This window comes from Saccharothrix isguenensis (genome assembly GCF_052936305.1).
In genome coordinates this window covers 5,946,234-5,961,007 of sequence record NZ_CP193626.1, presented here as the reverse complement: position 1 = coordinate 5,961,007, position 14,774 = coordinate 5,946,234, and the positions used below count along the sequence as shown (strand labels likewise).

17 protein-coding genes are annotated in these 14,774 nt (G+C 71.8%); 14 read left to right on the top strand and 3 right to left on the bottom strand.

Going from position 1 to position 14,774, the window contains the following annotated elements; translation table 11 throughout:
- Positions 1 to 215 precede the first annotated feature (215 nt).
- The 6 genes from ACRAKI_RS26325 (at position 216) to ACRAKI_RS26300 (ending at position 6,164) form a co-directional block, all read left to right on the top strand.
- Positions 216 to 611, top strand: coding sequence for a DUF948 domain-containing protein (locus tag ACRAKI_RS26325; RefSeq protein WP_447003189.1), 396 nt, complete (start codon positions 216 to 218; stop codon positions 609 to 611).
- Positions 608 to 871 carry a hypothetical protein gene (locus tag ACRAKI_RS26320; protein ID WP_447003188.1) on the top strand — a complete coding sequence of 88 codons (264 nt, stop codon included), beginning with the start codon at positions 608 to 610 and terminating at the stop codon, positions 869 to 871. The genes ACRAKI_RS26325 and ACRAKI_RS26320 overlap by 4 nt, the downstream gene beginning before the upstream one ends.
- 66 nt (positions 872 to 937) lie before the next feature.
- Positions 938 to 3,610, top strand: a complete 2,673-nt coding sequence (alaS, locus tag ACRAKI_RS26315) for an alanine--tRNA ligase (protein WP_447003187.1) — start codon at positions 938 to 940, stop codon at positions 3,608 to 3,610.
- Entirely contained in the window at positions 3,597 to 4,109 is a 513-nt protein-coding gene (gene ruvX, locus ACRAKI_RS26310) for a Holliday junction resolvase RuvX (protein WP_447003186.1), read from the top strand. The genes alaS and ruvX overlap by 14 nt, the downstream gene beginning before the upstream one ends.
- Positions 4,106 to 5,323 carry an endolytic transglycosylase MltG gene (gene mltG / locus ACRAKI_RS26305; RefSeq protein WP_447003185.1) on the top strand — a complete coding sequence of 406 codons (1,218 nt, stop codon included), beginning with the start codon at positions 4,106 to 4,108 and terminating at the stop codon, positions 5,321 to 5,323. The genes ruvX and mltG overlap by 4 nt, the downstream gene beginning before the upstream one ends.
- Position 5,324: 1 nt before the next feature.
- Positions 5,325 to 6,164, top strand: coding sequence for a shikimate dehydrogenase (locus ACRAKI_RS26300; protein ID WP_447003184.1), 840 nt, complete (start codon positions 5,325 to 5,327; stop codon positions 6,162 to 6,164).
- A gap of 199 nt (positions 6,165 to 6,363) precedes the next feature.
- On the opposite strand, the gene ACRAKI_RS26295 is transcribed toward ACRAKI_RS26300, so the two are convergent.
- Genes ACRAKI_RS26295 through ACRAKI_RS26285 form a run of 3 tightly spaced genes read right to left on the bottom strand, consistent with a single transcriptional unit; the run spans position 6,364 to position 8,705 of the window.
- Positions 6,364 to 6,633: an HPr family phosphocarrier protein gene (locus ACRAKI_RS26295; RefSeq protein ID WP_447003183.1), complete on the bottom strand. Its 270-nt coding sequence runs from the start codon at positions 6,631 to 6,633 to the stop codon at positions 6,364 to 6,366.
- 30 nt (positions 6,634 to 6,663) lie between these two features.
- Positions 6,664 to 8,007 (bottom strand): PTS transporter subunit EIIC, encoded by a 1,344-nt coding sequence (locus ACRAKI_RS26290; protein ID WP_447003182.1) that lies wholly within the window; start codon positions 8,005 to 8,007, stop codon positions 6,664 to 6,666.
- A complete protein-coding gene (locus ACRAKI_RS26285) occupies positions 8,004 to 8,705 on the bottom strand; it encodes a GntR family transcriptional regulator (RefSeq protein WP_447008517.1) in 702 nt (233 codons plus the stop codon). The genes ACRAKI_RS26290 and ACRAKI_RS26285 overlap by 4 nt, the downstream gene beginning before the upstream one ends.
- A 247-nt stretch (positions 8,706 to 8,952) precedes the next feature.
- On the opposite strand from ACRAKI_RS26285, the gene ACRAKI_RS26280 reads away from it, so the two are divergent.
- The 8 genes from ACRAKI_RS26280 (at position 8,953) to ACRAKI_RS26245 (ending at position 14,695) form a co-directional block, all read left to right on the top strand.
- Positions 8,953 to 9,189 (top strand): glucose PTS transporter subunit EIIB, encoded by a 237-nt coding sequence (locus tag ACRAKI_RS26280; RefSeq protein WP_447003181.1) that lies wholly within the window; start codon positions 8,953 to 8,955, stop codon positions 9,187 to 9,189.
- On the top strand, positions 9,186 to 9,638 hold the full coding sequence (locus tag ACRAKI_RS26275; protein WP_447003180.1) for a PTS sugar transporter subunit IIA: 453 nt from the start codon (positions 9,186 to 9,188) through the stop codon (positions 9,636 to 9,638). Before ACRAKI_RS26280 ends, ACRAKI_RS26275 begins: the two co-directional genes overlap by 4 nt.
- 121 nt (positions 9,639 to 9,759) lie before the next feature.
- A complete protein-coding gene (locus tag ACRAKI_RS26270; RefSeq protein WP_447003179.1) occupies positions 9,760 to 10,317 on the top strand; it encodes a prepilin peptidase in 558 nt (185 codons plus the stop codon).
- A gap of 105 nt (positions 10,318 to 10,422) precedes the next feature.
- Positions 10,423 to 11,622: a chorismate synthase gene (aroC, locus tag ACRAKI_RS26265; RefSeq protein WP_447003178.1), complete on the top strand. Its 1,200-nt coding sequence runs from the start codon at positions 10,423 to 10,425 to the stop codon at positions 11,620 to 11,622.
- Entirely contained in the window at positions 11,619 to 12,122 is a 504-nt protein-coding gene (locus ACRAKI_RS26260) for a shikimate kinase (RefSeq protein ID WP_447003177.1), read from the top strand. Before aroC ends, ACRAKI_RS26260 begins: the two co-directional genes overlap by 4 nt.
- A 26-nt stretch (positions 12,123 to 12,148) precedes the next feature.
- Positions 12,149 to 13,177: a DNA glycosylase AlkZ-like family protein gene (locus ACRAKI_RS26255; RefSeq protein WP_447003176.1), complete on the top strand. Its 1,029-nt coding sequence runs from the start codon at positions 12,149 to 12,151 to the stop codon at positions 13,175 to 13,177.
- A 19-nt stretch (positions 13,178 to 13,196) separates the two neighbouring features.
- Positions 13,197 to 14,303, top strand: coding sequence for a 3-dehydroquinate synthase (gene aroB / locus ACRAKI_RS26250; RefSeq protein WP_447003175.1), 1,107 nt, complete (start codon positions 13,197 to 13,199; stop codon positions 14,301 to 14,303).
- Positions 14,300 to 14,695, top strand: a complete 396-nt coding sequence (locus tag ACRAKI_RS26245; protein ID WP_447003174.1) for a VOC family protein — start codon at positions 14,300 to 14,302, stop codon at positions 14,693 to 14,695. Before aroB ends, ACRAKI_RS26245 begins: the two co-directional genes overlap by 4 nt.
- The last annotated feature ends 79 nt before the right edge of the window (positions 14,696 to 14,774 follow it).

The window sequence follows — 14,774 nt, the reverse complement described above, 5'->3', positions numbered from 1 at the left end:
CCTGTGACGCGACGATCACTGTGCGACCAACGCTAGCCGCCGCGACCGCGATCCAATCGACGCCAAATGGGGGGTCTTGGGCCGCCGTCCCAACCCTTGGCACGGGGCCCGCGCGCCCACCGCTGATCTCGTTCGAGGCGGCCCGGGGCGGCGCGGTAACCTTGGCCACCATTCGAGGCCGCCGTTCGGCCCTCGCAGTCCATCCAGGAGGATCCGTGTCGCCAGGGCAGATCGCCGCGCTGGTCGCCGCCGGTGCGTTCGTGCTGCTTGTGCTCCTGCTGGCGATCCCGCTGATCAAGCTGGGCCGCACGCTGGACGAGGCCACGGTCGCGATCCGCAAGGCGCACGAGAACAGCGACCCCCTCTTCACCGGCGCGAACACGACGATCTCTCACGTGAACACGCAGCTGGAGCGGGTGGACGGGATCACCGCCAACGCCCGCGCGGTCACCGGCAACGTCTCCGCGCTCACCTCGCTGTTCACCGCCACACTGGGCGGGCCGCTGGTCAAGGCCGCCGCGCTGTCCTACGGCGTGAGCAAGGCCGTCCGCGCCCGGCGCGCGGCGAAGGAAGCGCCCAACAAGCACTCTCGACGCAGGGGTAGGCGATGAGTCGGCTGTTCTGGTTCGGACTGGGTATCGCCGCGGGCGTGGCCGCCGCGCGCAAGGCCGGTCAGGCCGCGCACGCCGCCACACCCGCGGGCATCGGCGAGAACGTCGGGCAGGGCCTGCGCCAGCTGGCCGGCGCCCTCGGGTCCTTCGGCGCCGACGTGCGCGCCGGGATGTCCGAGCGCGAGGACGAGTTGCACGAGACCGTGGCGCGCCAGACGGGCGTCACGCCGGGTCGGCGAGCGCGCCGGGCGATCGACTGAGGCGGGACAGCCCGGTCGGTCGCCTCACCGCGCCCAGGTTCCCACCCTTCGTAAGGATCAAGACCCGTGCAGACCCACGAGATCATCAAGCGGTTCCGCGAGCACTTCGAGCGCGCCGGCCACAAGTACGTGCCCAGCGCCTCGCTCATCCTCGACGACCCGAACCTGCTGTTCGTCAACGCCGGCATGGTGCCGTTCAAGCCGTACTTCCTCGGTGACGCCCCGGCGCCGTTCAAGCGCGCCACCAGCATCCAGAAGGTGGTGCGCACCGGCGACATCGACGAGGTGGGCAAGACCACCCGCCACTGCACGTTCTTCCAGATGGCCGGCAACTTCTCGTTCGGCGACTACTTCAAGGAAGACGCCATCCGGCTGGCCTGGGAGCTGATCACCAGGTCCCAGGACGAGGGCGGCTACGGCTTCGACCCCGAGCGCCTGTGGGTCACCGTCTACCTGGACGACGACGAGGCCATCGAGCTGTGGCAGAAGGTCGCCGGCCTCCCGCTGGAGCGCATCCAGCGGCGCGGCATGGCCGACAACTTCTGGTCGATGGGCGTCCCCGGCCCGTGCGGCCCGTGCTCGGAGATCTACTACGACCGCGGTCCCGAGTACGGCCTGGAGGGCGGCCCGGTCGCCGACGAGAACCGGTACCTGGAGATCTGGAACCTCGTCTTCATGCAGAACGTCCGCGGCGAGGGCGGCTCCAAGGAGGAGTTCCCGATCGTCGGGGACCTGCCCGCCAAGAACATCGACACCGGCATGGGCGTCGAGCGGGTGGCCGTGCTGCTCCAGGACGTGGACAACGTCTACGAGACCGACCTCGTCCGCCCGGTGATCCAGAAGGCCGAGGAGCTGTCCGGCCGCAAGTACGGCGACAACCCGACCGACGACGTCCGCTTCCGGGTGATCGCCGACCACGCCCGCAGCGGTGTGCTGATCGTCGGCGACGGCGTCACGCCGGGCAACGAGGCCCGCGGCTACGTGCTGCGCCGCCTGCTGCGCCGCATCGTCCGCTCCGCCCGCCTGCTGGGCGTGACCGAGCCCGTGCTCGTGCAGTTCGCCGAGCTCGTCCGCGACGCCATGGGCCCGGCCTACCCCGACCTGGTCAAGGGCTTCGACCGGATCGCCCAGGTGCTCAAGGCCGAGGAGGACACGTTCCTCCGCACGCTCGACGCCGGCTCGCGGATCTTCGAGAACGCCGCCGCCGAGGTCAAGGCCGACAACCGCGCCACCCTCCCGGGTGACAAGGCGTTCCAGCTGCACGACACGTACGGCTTCCCGCTCGACCTCACCCTGGAGATGGCCGCCGAGGCGGGCCTCACCGTGGACGAGGACGGCTTCCGGAAGCTGATGGCCGAGCAGCGCGCCCGCGCCAAGGCCGACGCCGCCGGCAAGAAGACCGGCCACGGCGACCAGACCGTGTACCGGGAGCTGCTCGAACTCGGCGCCACCGAGTTCACCGGCTACTCCGAGCTGGCCTCCGAGGCCACCCTGCGCGGCATCGTCAGCAACGGCAAGCGCGTGAAGTCGGCCCGCGAGGGCGACCTGGTCGAGGTCGTGCTCGACCGCACGCCGCTGTACGCCGAGTCCGGCGGCCAGGAGAGCGACGCCGGCGTGATCGTGTCCGGCAGCGCCGAGCTGGAGGTCGTGGACGTCCAGAAGGTGGCCCGCAAGCTGTGGGTGCACCAGGTGCGCGTGGTCAGCGGCGAGATCGCCGAGGGCGAGCACGTCGAGGCCAGGGTCGACCCCGAGTGGCGCATCGGCGCACGTCAGGGCCACTCCGGCACGCACATCGTGCACGCCGCCCTGCGCCAGGTGCTCGGCCCGTCCGCCCTGCAGAGCGGCTCGTACAACAAGCCGGGCTACCTGCGGCTGGACTTCGCCTGGACGGGTGGTCTTTCCGAGGAGACCCGCAGCGAGATCGAAGAGGTCTCCAACCTCGCCGTGCGCAAGGACCTGCCGGTGCAGGTCGTCTACACCGACATGGGTGGCGCGCAGGAGATGGGCGCCGTCGCCCTGTTCGGCGAGACCTACGACGAAGAGGTGCGCGTCGTCGAGATCGGCGGGCCGTGGTCGCGCGAGCTGTGCGGTGGCACGCACGTCGAGCACTCGTCCCAGATCGGCCCGATCACGATGATCGGCGAGTCGTCCATCGGCTCCGGCGTGCGCCGCCTGGAGGCCTACGTCGGCATCGAGGCCTTCAAGTACCTGGCCCAGGAGCGGGCCCTGGTGCAGAACGTCGCCGCCCTGCTGAAGGTGCCCGACGCCGAGGTGCCCGCCCGGGTCGAGGCGCTGGTGGAGCGGCTGCGGGTGGCCGAGAAGGAGCTGGAGAAGGTCAAGGCCGCCCAGCTCGTGGCCAACGCGGGTTCGCTGGCCGACCAGGCCCTGGACGTGCGCGGCGTGGCCCTGGTCGCCTTGGAGCTGCCGGCGGGCACGTCGGGCGCCGACCTGCGGACCGTCGCCGCCGAGGTGCGCAACCGGCTCGGTGCCAAGCCCGGCGTGGTCGGCCTGTTCGCCCGGGACGGCGACAAGGTGAGCTTCGTGGTCGCCACCACCTCCGCCGCCCGCGACCTGGGCCTGGCCGCCGGCAAGCTGGTGCCCGCCTTCGCCCCGGCCGTGGGCGGTCGTGGCGGCGGCAAGCCGGACCTCGCCCAGGGTGGCGGCACGAACCCGAACGGTGTGGCCGAGGCCGTCACCGCGCTGCGCGCCGAGGTGGACAGGGCTCTTGAGCAGCGCTGACCGTCCCGGCGTCGACGACCCCGGCCTCGGTCGGAGGCTGGGCGTCGACGTCGGCGCGGTCCGCGTCGGGGTGGCGCTGAGCGATCCCGGCGCGTTCCTCGCGACACCGCTGGTTACCCTGGCACGTGACGTGAAGAGCGGCCGGGACCTCTCGGACCTGGCGGCTCTCGTCACCGAGCACGACATCGTGGAGGTCGTGGTCGGACTGCCCCGCACGCTGGCCGGCAAGCACGGGCCGGCGGCATCGGCGGCGGCGGCGTACGCTGCGGCGTTGGCCGAGCGCGTCACCCCGGTGCCGGTGCGGCTCACCGATGAGCGGTTGACCACCGTCACGGCGAGCCGGGTGCTCGCCGAGCGCGGGGTGCGAGGCAAGAAGCAACGTGCCGTCGTCGACCAGGCTGCCGCGGTCGAGATCCTGCAGTCGTGGCTGGACGGACGGGCGCGACACGTGGCCCGCGCCGCTGAGGAGCGGGCCCCCGGAGCTAAGGACGGCTCGTGAACGACGACCTCGGGTTGTTCACCGATCCCGACGCGCGCCACGACGAGCGGACGCGCGGCAAGAACGACGCCGCAGCACGGCGGGCCAAGCGCAGGCGCAAGACGACGATCCTGTGGGTCGTCGTGGCGCTGGTGCTGGTCGGCGGTGGTATCGGCGCGTACTACGGGTACCAGACGCTGAGCGGAATCGGCTCGTACGACGACTTCGAGGGCGTCGGCGAGGCCGACGTGGTGGTCGAGGTCAAGGACGGCGACCTGGTCACCACCATCGCGACCACGCTCAAGGAGCAGGGCGTGGTGGCGAGCTCGCGGGCGTTCACCGAGGCGGGCGCGGGCGACGGGCGGGTCACCGCCATCCAGCCCGGCTTCTACCTGATGAAGACGAAGATGTCGGGTGAGGCCGCGGTGACGCGGATGGTGGACCCGGCGTCGAAGGTCGTGCCGCTGGAGGTCAAGGGCGGCAACGTCCTGCACGACATCACCGCGCTGGACGGCAGCATCACCAAGGGCATCCTGTCGCAGCTGTCCGACGCGTCGTGCGTCGAGCTGGACGGCAAGGAGAAGTGCGTGACGCCCGATGAGCTGAGGGAAGCGGCGCACAACGCCGACCCGGCCGCGCTCGGCATCCCGGACTGGGCGCTGGGCGACGTGGCGAACGCGCCCAAGGAGAACCGGCTCGAAGGCCTCATCGTGCCGGGCCTGTACCACCTCAAGCCTGGCGCGGACGCCACCGAGCTGCTGAAGAGCGTGATCGCCACGTCGCTGTCGCGGCTGCAGGGCTACGGCATCCCCAGCGGCACGACGCAGACCGGTTTCCGGCCGTACGAGGTGCTGGTCATCGCGTCCCTGGTCGAGAAGGAAGGCCTGACCGAGGACTTCGGCAAGATCTCGCGGGTCGTCTACAGCCGGCTCGCGGAGGGCCAGATCCTGCAGTTCGACTCCACGGTCAACTACAAGCTCGACCGACCGCGGATCACCACCGACGACGAGGACCGCGACGCGTCCGGGCCGTACAACACCTACCAGGTGAAGGGGCTGCCGCCGACGCCGATCGGCTCGCCCGGCCAGAAGGCCATCGCCGCCGCGATCAACCCCGAAGAGGGGCCGTGGATGTACTTCGTGAAGTGCGAGAAGGACGGCACGTCGTGCTTCACGACCACGTACGAGGAGCACCTGGTGCTGGTGGCCAAGGCGCGCGCGGAAGGCGTCTTCTGACGTGACGCGTCGTGCGGCGGTCATCGGCTCGCCGGTGGCCCACTCCTTGTCGCCCGTGCTGCACAACGCCGCTTTCTCGGCGCTCGGGCTGGCCGACTGGGCTTACACGCGGATCGAGTGCGAGGCGGCCGGCGTCCCGTCGTTGGTGGCGGGGCTGGATTCGTCGTGGGCCGGCCTGTCGGTGACGATGCCGAACAAGCGTGCGGCTCTGGCGGTGGCCACCTCGTCCACCGAACGGGCCGTCCAGGTGGGCGCCGCGAACACCTTGGTCCCGGTGGTCGACGGCTGGCGGGCGGACAACACCGATGTGGACGGCGTGCTGGGCGCGCTGCGGGCGGTGTGCGGCTTCACGTCCGGCACGCGTGCCGTCCTGCTGGGCGCGGGCGGCACCGCGACGGCGGCCCTGGTGGCGATGGCGTCGGTGGGGGTCCGGTCGGTGTCGCTGGTGGTCCGCTCGGTCTCCCGTGCCGCCGAGGCGGAGACGTGCGCGTCCCGCCTGGGTCTGGCCCTGGACACCGTCACCTGGGACGACGCCGACTTCGCCGCGCTGGCCGCGTCTTCGGACGTGCTGGTCAGCACCGTGCCGCCGGCCGCCACCGAGCCGATCGCCGCGGCGTTGGCCGAGGCCCCCACCATTCTGGACGTCATCTACCACCCGTGGCCTACGCCGTTGGCGTACGCGGTGGAGAAGCGCGGCCGCACCCTGGCCACGGGCCTGGACATGCTCCTGCACCAGTCCTTCGGCCAGGCCGAGCAGTTCACCGGCCTCCCGGCCCCCCGCGAAGCCATGCGCACCGCCCTCCGCGACGCCACCACCAACCTCCTCCCCCTCCCCCTCTAACCGCGAGTCCTCCACTCCGGCACCGCGAGTCGTCCGCTCCGGCACTGTGAGAGCTCCAGCAGTGCGAGCCCTTCGGGCCCCAAGGTGCGCGGGTGGACGACTCGCGGTGCCGGAGCGGACGACTCGCGTGGCCTCGACACGCCACTGGGCACTGCCCGCGCGAGGTGCGAGCAGTGCCCAGTCGTGGTGCCGAGGGGGATCAGCCCTCGTCGAGGTCGGTGGCGATCATCTCGGCGATGGCCTCCAGCGCGGCTTCCGCGCCGTCACCGTCAGCGGCCAGCACGACTTCGTCGCCGTGCATCGCACCGAGCGTCATCAGCCCCAGCACGCTCGCCGCCTCGACCGGTTGGCCGTCGTCCTTGCGGATGGTGACCTTCACCGACTGCCCGGCCGCCGCCTTCGCCAGGAGTGCGGCAGGGCGTGCGTGCAGTCCGACCTTGCTCGCCACGGTGACCCGTCGCTCAGGCATGACCCGTCCTCTCGTCTTTCCGTTGCCGGCTCAGGACGCCGTGGCGTCCCGGCCCCTCCCGCCGTTCTTGTCGGCCTTGCCGTCGCTGGTCCGGTCCGCGTCGGCCTTGTCCACACCGGCCGTGTCCCGGGTGGGCTCGACCACGCTCTGGTCGGCCTCCGGATCCTCGTCCTCGGAACGGCCCGGCGTCCTCAGGTTCCACTTCGTGATCACGAAGCGGAACAGGAAGTAGTAGATGAGCGCGTAGATCACGCCCAGCACCAGGATCAGCAGGGGTTTGGTGGCGATGCCGAAGTTGAGGCCGTAGTCGATCACGCCGGCGGAGAAGCCGAACCCGTGGTGGATGTCCAGCGCGTTGCTGATGGCCAACGACGTGCCGGTGAGCACCGCGTGGATCACGTACAGCGGCCACGCCACGAACATGAACGCGAACTCGAGCGGTTCGGTCACACCCGTGATGAACGAGGTCAGCGCCGCGGAGCCCATGATGCCGGCGACGATCTTCCGCTGCCCCGGACGCGCCGTGTGCACGATGGCCAGCGCCGCGGCGGGCAGGGCGAACATGAAGATCGGGAAGAAGCCCGTCATGAACGTGCCCGCGGACGGGTCGCCCGCGAAGAACCGCTGGATGTCGCCGGTCGCGCCCTCGTACTCGCCGAACACCTGCCACATGAACGTGTTCGGGATGTGGTGCAGGCCGAGCGGGATCAGCAGGCGGTTGATCGTGCCGTAGATGCCCGCGCCGATGATCGTGCTGTTGGAGATCGCCTCGCCGACCGCGGTCAGCCCCGCGTCGAACCACGGGTAGATCAGGCCCATGACCACGCCGACGGGGATCATCACGCCCGCGACCATGATCGGCACGAACCGCCGGCCGCCGAAGAACGCCAGGTAGGCGGGCAGCTTGATGCGGTGGTACCGCTGCCAGAGGACGGCCGTGATGAGACCGACGACGATGCCGGTCAGCACCGAGTAGTTGATCATCTCCTGCTTGGCGTCCTCGGCGGCGCCCTCGGGCAGCGGCAGCACCAGCGGCGACATCGCCGTGAACACGGCCTCCGTCACCACGAAGCCGACCACGGCGGCCAGCGCGGTGGAACCGTCGCCGCGCCTGGCGAAGCCGATCGCCACACCGACCGCGAACAGCAGCGGCAGGTTGGCGAACAGAGCGTTGCCCGCCCCGCCGATGACGCTGGCGACCGCGTTCCAGCCCAGCAGGTCCTCGCCGAGGATGTCCTTCTGTCCTAGTCGCAGCAGGAGAGCGGCGACGGGCAGCGCGGCGATCGGCAGCATGAGGCTGCGTCCGAAGCGCTGGAGACCGGCCAGTCCCTTGATCTCACGACCGCCGGTCGCCTGGGGGGCGCTGGCGCTCATGGGGTACCTCCTTTGGCGGAGTGGTGCGGGCCGGATTCCGGGACGGTCCGGTCCAATTGCATGGTCACCTGGTAGAGATCGCCCCGGTACCAGGACGTCATGTCCTCCACGGGCCTGCCTCGTGAGCCGGCGACGCGGTGGAACACCAGCAGCGGGCTGCCGGTCCGAACACCGAGCAGCTTCGCCGTCTCGGGGTCGGCGCCCTCGGCCCACACGGTCTGCGCCGCGTGGTCGAGCTGCACGCCGTAGTGGTCGGCGATGAGGGTGTAGAGCGAGGTGGTGAGGTCGTGCCGGTCGAGGTCGGGCACGACCCGCGGGTTGTACCAACCGCGTTCGACGGCCAGTGGCACGCCGTCCGCCCGGCGCAGCCGCACGAGCCTGCACGCCGGTTCGCGCGGCAGCAGGTCGAGCGCGGTGGCCGCTTCGGCCGGCGGCACCTCCTCGGCGCACGCCAGCACCTCGGTCGCGGGCGTGAGTCCCCGCCGACGCATGTCCTCGGTGAACGACTCCAGGTACAGCTGGACGTCCAGCCGACGCCGGGCGGTGAACGTGCCGCGGCCCTTCGCCCTGGTCAGGAGTCCTTCGCTGACGAGCTGGCCGACCGCGGCGCGAACCGTGATGCGGGAGACCCCGTACCGCTCGGCCAGGTCGCGCTCGGACGGGATCGGGGAACCGGGCGGGAGTTCGTGCTCCGCCATGCGCCGCAGGATGTCGCGGAGCTGCGCGTGCTTGGGTTTCGGCCCTTCGACGATCTCGGTGGGGACCTCGCTGCGGCTCACGACACCTCCCCGGTGCTCGCGTCGGTAATCCGGGATTGGTACTTTCCGGTCTAGACCAGTTGGTGACGGGGAGGATGCTCCGCGCGCCAACCGGGTGTCAACCGCCGTTACGGGACCGTGCCCGAGCGGTGGCACCCTCAGGCCAGGTGTCGAGAAGGGACTTCAAGTGGCGGACGACAAGGCGGAGCGCATCCTCGCCGCGCTCGGCGGTGCGGACAACATCGTGGAGATCGAGCCGTGCATCACGCGCCTGCGCTGTGAGCTGGAGGACGGATCCCTGGTGGACGAGAAGGCTTTGAAGGGCTTGGGCGCGCACGGTGTGATGCGTCAGGGCAACGTCGTGCAGGTGGTGGTGGGCCCGGAGGCCGACACCATCGCCAGCGACATCGAGGACCTCCTGTGACGTTGCGGGTGGCCAGTCCGGTCAGCGGCCGGGTGGTGCCGCTGACCGAGGTGCCGGACCCGGTGTTCGCCCAGGCCATGGTCGGTCCGGGGGTGGCGGTCGAGCCGGACCGGGTGAGCGCCGACGTGGTGTCCCCGGTGGACGGGACGGTGGTGACGCTGCACCCGCACGCGTTCGTGGTGGCGACCGGGGACGGCGCGGCGGTGTTGGTGCACCTGGGGATCGACACGGTGAAGCGCAAGGGCGAGGGCTTCACGCTGCACGTGGTCAAGGGCGAGGTGGTGCGCGCGGGGCAGGTCGTGGTGACGTGGGACCCGGCGGAGGTGGAGGCGGCGGGGTTCGCGCCGATCTGCCCGGTGATCGCCTTGGACGCGGCGCCGGAGGTGCTGCTGGACCAGGCCGGTGGTCCGGTCGTGGCGGGTGACGCGCTGTTCTCCTGGCAACGGTGATCCGGCGGGGTTGATCTGCTGAGGGGTCGATCTTCGGCGGTGACGGGCGAATGCGGATGAATGGACCATTCATCCGCATTTCTCGTTGCACCAGGGGTGTCCGCGCCACGACGCTGGGTGCATGGTCCTCTCGGGTTTCCTCGCCGGTGCGCTGGGCGCCGGATTGCTCCGCCGACTTCCTCGCGGCGCCACCGTGTGCTGGCTGTGGTGCGCGGTTCCGACAGCGGTGCTCTGGCTCGCGGCCCGCTCGCTCTCCCCTCCGCACTGGCTCCCGGTGCCGCTGCTGTTGGGGTGGCTGGGCGTGCTGCTGACGGTGACCGACCTCCGTCACAGCCGGCTGCCGGACGCCCTGACGCTGCCCGCGTACCCGGTGGTCGGCCTCACGCTGTGGCTGTGCGGTGCGGATCTGTGGCGTGCGCTGGCGGGCTGCCTGGTGTTCGGCGGCTTCCACTTGCTCGTCCGCGTCCTCGCGCCATCGGCGATGGGCGGGGGAGACGTGAAGCTGGCCGGACCACTGGGCGCGGTGCTGGCGTCCGTGTCCTGGCTCGCGTTACCGGCGGGCGCGCTGCTGGCGAGCGTGATCACCGTCGTCCTGAGCGCCTGGTGGCCGTCCAACACCGTTCCGCACGGACCGGGCCTGCTGGCGGCGACGTGGCTGGTGGCCGTGACAGCGGGGTGAACGACGGCTCCCGCCGAGCGGCGGCCGTCCACCTGGCGGGACGGTCCCGTGCTCTCCCACCTGGGCTCTCTCGGCTCGGATCCACACTGTGAAAGGATCGGGCCCGTGCTGCGCTGGATCACCGCTGGGGAGTCCCATGGACCGGCCCTCGTCGCCGTGCTGGAAGGCATGGTCGCCGGGGTCGAGGTCACCACTGCCGACCTGACCGCTCAACTGGAGCGCCGCCGGCTCGGCTTCGGCCGCAGCCCCCGGATGGGCTTCGAGGCCGACGAGGTCGAGATCCTGGGCGGTGTCCGCCACGGGCTCACCCAGGGCGGGCCCGTCGCGGTCCGGATCGGGAACACCGAGTGGCCCAAGTGGCAGACGGTGATGTCGGCCGACCCGGTCGACCCGAGCCTGCTCAAGCCCACCGGCCGCAACGAGGCGCTGACCAGGCCCCGGCCCGGCCACGCCGACCTGCCCGGCATGCAGAAGTTCGGCTTCGACGAGGCCCGCCCGGTGCTGGAACGCGCCAGCGCCCGCGAGACTGCCTCCCGCACCGCGCTCGGCACGGTCGCCCGGCACTTCCTGAAGCAGGTCTTCGACGTGGACGTGATCAGCCACGTCGTCTCCATCGGCAAGGCCAAGACGCCCGCCGACGCCCCCGTGCCCGGTCCCGGCGACCTGGCCGCCGTCGACGCCAGCCCGGTCCGCGCCTTCGACCCGCGCGGCACCGAGGCGATGGTCGCGGAGGTCGAGGCGGTGAAGGAGGCGGGCGACACGGTCGGCGGCGTGATCGAGGTGATCGCGTACGGCCTGCCGCCGGGCCTCGGCTCGCACGTGCACTGGGACCGCCGCCTCGACGCCCGGCTGGCCGGCGCGCTGATGGGCGTGCAGGCGATGAAGGGCGTGGAGATCGGCGACGGCTTCACCACCGCCGAGCGCTGGGGCAGCGAGGCGCACGACGAGATCGACCGGGGCGTCGGGCCGAAGGGCGTCACCCGGCGGTCCAACCGGGCCGGCGGACTGGAGGGCGGCATCACCAACGGGGAGCCGCTGCGCGTCCGGGTGGCGATGAAGCCCATCTCGACCGTGCCCCGTGCGCTGGCCACTGTGGACGTCCGAACCGGAGAGCCGGCGGTCGCGATCCACCAGCGCTCGGACGTGTGCGCGGTGCCGCGCGCGGGCGTGGTGCTGGAGTCCGTGGTGGCGCTGGTGCTGGCCGAGACGGCGCTGGAGAAGTTCGGCGGCGACTCGATCACCGAGACCAAGCGCAACGTCGCCTCCTACCTGGCAGCGCTGGAAGCCCGCTGGGAGGGCCTGTGAGCCCCCGGTTCGTCGTCCTGGGGCCGCCCGGCGCGGGCAAGACGACGGTCGGCCGGATGCTCGCCGAACACCTCGGCGTCGGCTTCCGCGACACCGACGAGGACGTGGTGGCCACCGCGGGCAAGCCGATCTCCGACATCTTCACCGGCGACGGCGAGGCGGCGTTCCGCGCGCTGGAGGAGGAAGCCGTCGCCGAAGGGCTGAAGAACCACGACGGCGTGCTGGCGCTCGGCGGCGGCGCGGTCCTGTCCGCGACCACCCGGACCCGCCTCGCCGGCCACACCGTGGTGTTCCTCAACGTCGGCATGGCCGAGGGCGTGAAGCGCACCGGCATGTCCACCGCACGCCCGCTGCTGGCCGGGGTGAACCCGCGCGCCACCTTCAAGTCCCTGCTGGACGCCCGCCTGCCGCTGTACCGGGAGGTTGCCACCATCGAGGTCGTCACCGACGACCTCACGCCGGAGCAGGTGGTCGACGCCGTGCTCGCCCACCAAGCCTGACCGACCCGACCGGTGAAAATGGGTCCGTGGAACTGACCGGAGCGCAGGTCCTCGCCCACCGCGCCGCCGTGCAGGGCCTGCACGGGGACGACGCCGACGCGGTGCTCGCGCTGGGCGTCGTGGACAGCCCGAGCAAGACGGGCGCGGCGGCGCTGGCCGTCCGTGGCCGCCGCGCGGGCACCGAAGACCTGGCCCGCGTGCTGAGCCTGCGCGGCGCACCCCACCTGCACCGCCGCGGGGACCTGCCCGCGTTGCGAGGGCAGCTCCGACCTCGCACGCCGAAGCAGCTGGCCGCGTGGTGCGGCGCGTTCCCGGTGCCGGACCTCGACCACGTCGACCTGGTCGTGGACGCGATGCGCCGCGAGTTCCCCGGTGACACCGCCACGAAGGGCGAGCTGTCGGCCGCGATCACCCCGCGCCTGCCGGAGGTCGTCACCCCCTACTGCCCTGGCTGCGAGTCCCACCACGTCATCGAGAACGTGTTCCGCCTGTGCACGCTGCTCGCCGGCATCGAGCTGGAGCACCTGGGCGCGAAGCTCGCGTTCCGCCGCCCGCCCGCGAGACCGGAGCCCGGAGCACCCGGCGAACCGACCCTGCTGCGCGACTACGCACGGCTCGTCGGCCCGTTCGCCAAGGCCGACGCGGAGAAGTGGCTGGGCGCCGGACCCCAGGAGACCTGGCCGGAACTGCGCCCGATCCGGGTCGACGGCAAGCGGCTGCTGGCGCACGAAGACGTGCGCGACGCGCCGGACCCGCCCGCCGGCCTGCTGCTGTTCCCGCGTGACCCGTACCTGCTCGGCCCGCGCCACCTGGTCGCGGACCCGGACGTGGCCCGGCGGGTGTGGCGACCGGTCGGCAGCCCCGGCGCCCTCGTCCTGCACGGCCGGGTGGCCGGCACGTGGCGGTACGAGTTCAAGGGCCGCGCGGTGACGTTCCAGGTCACGGGCTGGTCGAAGGTGAAGGGCTCCGCGCGCGTGGCGGTCGAGTACCAGGCCGACGTGCTGGCCGGGGTGTGGGGCGCCCAGGCGCTCGAAGCGAACGTGGTCGAATGGTGACCCGACGAGGGGAGTGGTGATGGGCGAGCCGGTGCGGATCCGCGTGGCCGCGGAACGACCGTACGACGTGGTGGTGGGCCGCGGCCTGCTCGGCGAACTGGTGGAGACCCTGAAGGGCACGGCCAAGGCGGCGATCGTCCACACGCCGACCCTGACGGAGACCGCCGAAGCGGTCCGCGAGGCGCTGGCCGAGGCGGGGATCGACGCGCACCGAGTGGAGGTGCCCGACGCCGAGGACGGCAAGGACCTGCGGGTCGCCGGGTACTGCTGGGACGTGTTCGGCCGCATCGGCCTGGGCCGGTCCGACGCGGTGGTCGGCCTGGGCGGCGGCGCGGTGACCGACCTGGCCGGGTTCGTCGCCTCCACCTGGATGCGCGGCGTGAAGCTGGTCCACGTGCCGACCACCCTGCTGGCCATGGTGGACGCCGCGGTCGGCGGCAAGACCGGCATCAACACCGACGCGGGCAAGAACCTGGTCGGCACGTTCTACGAGCCGCAAGCCGTGCTGGTCGACCTCGTCACGCTGGAGACGTTGCCGCGCAACGAACTCGTCGCGGGCATGGCCGAGGTGGTCAAGGGTGGTTTCATCGCCGACCCGGTGATCCTCGACCTGATCGAGGCCTCCCCGGAGGCCGCGCTCGACCCGACCGGCGACGTGATCGGGGAGCTGGTCCGGCGCAAGATCCAGGTCAAGGCCGACGTGGTGTCGACGGACCTGCGCGAGTCGGACCTGCGCGAGATCCTGAACTACGGCCACACCCTGGCGCACGCCATCGAGCGCCGCGAGCGCTACCGGTGGAGGCACGGGGCGGCGGTCAGCGTCGGCCTGGTGTTCGCCGCCGAACTGGCGCGCCTCGCGGGCCGGCTCGACGACGCCACCGCCGACCGCCACCGGTCGATCCTCACGTCGCTCGGCCTGCCGACCGGCTATGACCCGGACGCGCTCGGCCAGCTGATGGAAGGCATGCGCGCCGACAAGAAGACCAGGTCCGGCGTGCTGCGGTTCGTGGTGCTCGACGGCCTGGCCAAGCCCGGTCGGCTGGAAGGCCCGGACCCGGCGCTGATCGCCGCGGCCTACTCCGCCGTGGCGGCCGAGCAGAAGTCGGGCGGGAGCATCCTGCTGTGACCCCGGCCGGGCACCTGCACCACGTCGAGCTGTGGGTGCCCGACCTGGCTCGCGCCGAGCGGAGCATCGGCTGGCTGCTCGGCGAACTGGGCTGGGCCGAGTACCAGCGTTGGCCAGCGGGCGTGAGCCGGCGGCTCGGCCCCACCTACCTGGTGGTCGAGCAGTCGCCCGCGCTGGACACCCACCACCGCCTCGCCACCGGCCTCAACCACCTGGCGTTCCACGTCGCGGACCGGACGGGGGTGGACCGGCTGGTCGACGCGGCGACCAGCCACGGGTGGTCGCCGTTGTTCGCGGACAAGTACCCCCATGCGGGTGGTCCGGAGCACTACGCCGGGTACCTGGAGAACACGGACGGCTTCGAAGTGGAGCTGGTTGCCTCGTCCGGCTGACGCCCGAGCGGTTGAGTCGATCTCTACACTGTAGTGACACCGGGTGCCGCGCCGTAGTGCCGCGCGTCCTTCGCCCGAG

Coding starts and splice junctions, on each gene's coding strand:
- aroB (WP_447003175.1), top strand. CDS start 13,197: ATGGGCGAGCCGGTGCGGATCCGCGTGGCCGCGGAACGACCGTACGAC.
- ACRAKI_RS26320 (WP_447003188.1), top strand. CDS start 608: ATGAGTCGGCTGTTCTGGTTCGGACTGGGTATCGCCGCGGGCGTGGCC.
- ACRAKI_RS26285 (WP_447008517.1), bottom strand. CDS start 8,705: ATGGCGGAGCACGAACTCCCGCCCGGTTCCCCGATCCCGTCCGAGCGC.
- ACRAKI_RS26295 (WP_447003183.1), bottom strand. CDS start 6,633: ATGCCTGAGCGACGGGTCACCGTGGCGAGCAAGGTCGGACTGCACGCA.
- ACRAKI_RS26290 (WP_447003182.1), bottom strand. CDS start 8,007: ATGAGCGCCAGCGCCCCCCAGGCGACCGGCGGTCGTGAGATCAAGGGA.
- ACRAKI_RS26270 (WP_447003179.1), top strand. CDS start 9,760: ATGGTCCTCTCGGGTTTCCTCGCCGGTGCGCTGGGCGCCGGATTGCTC.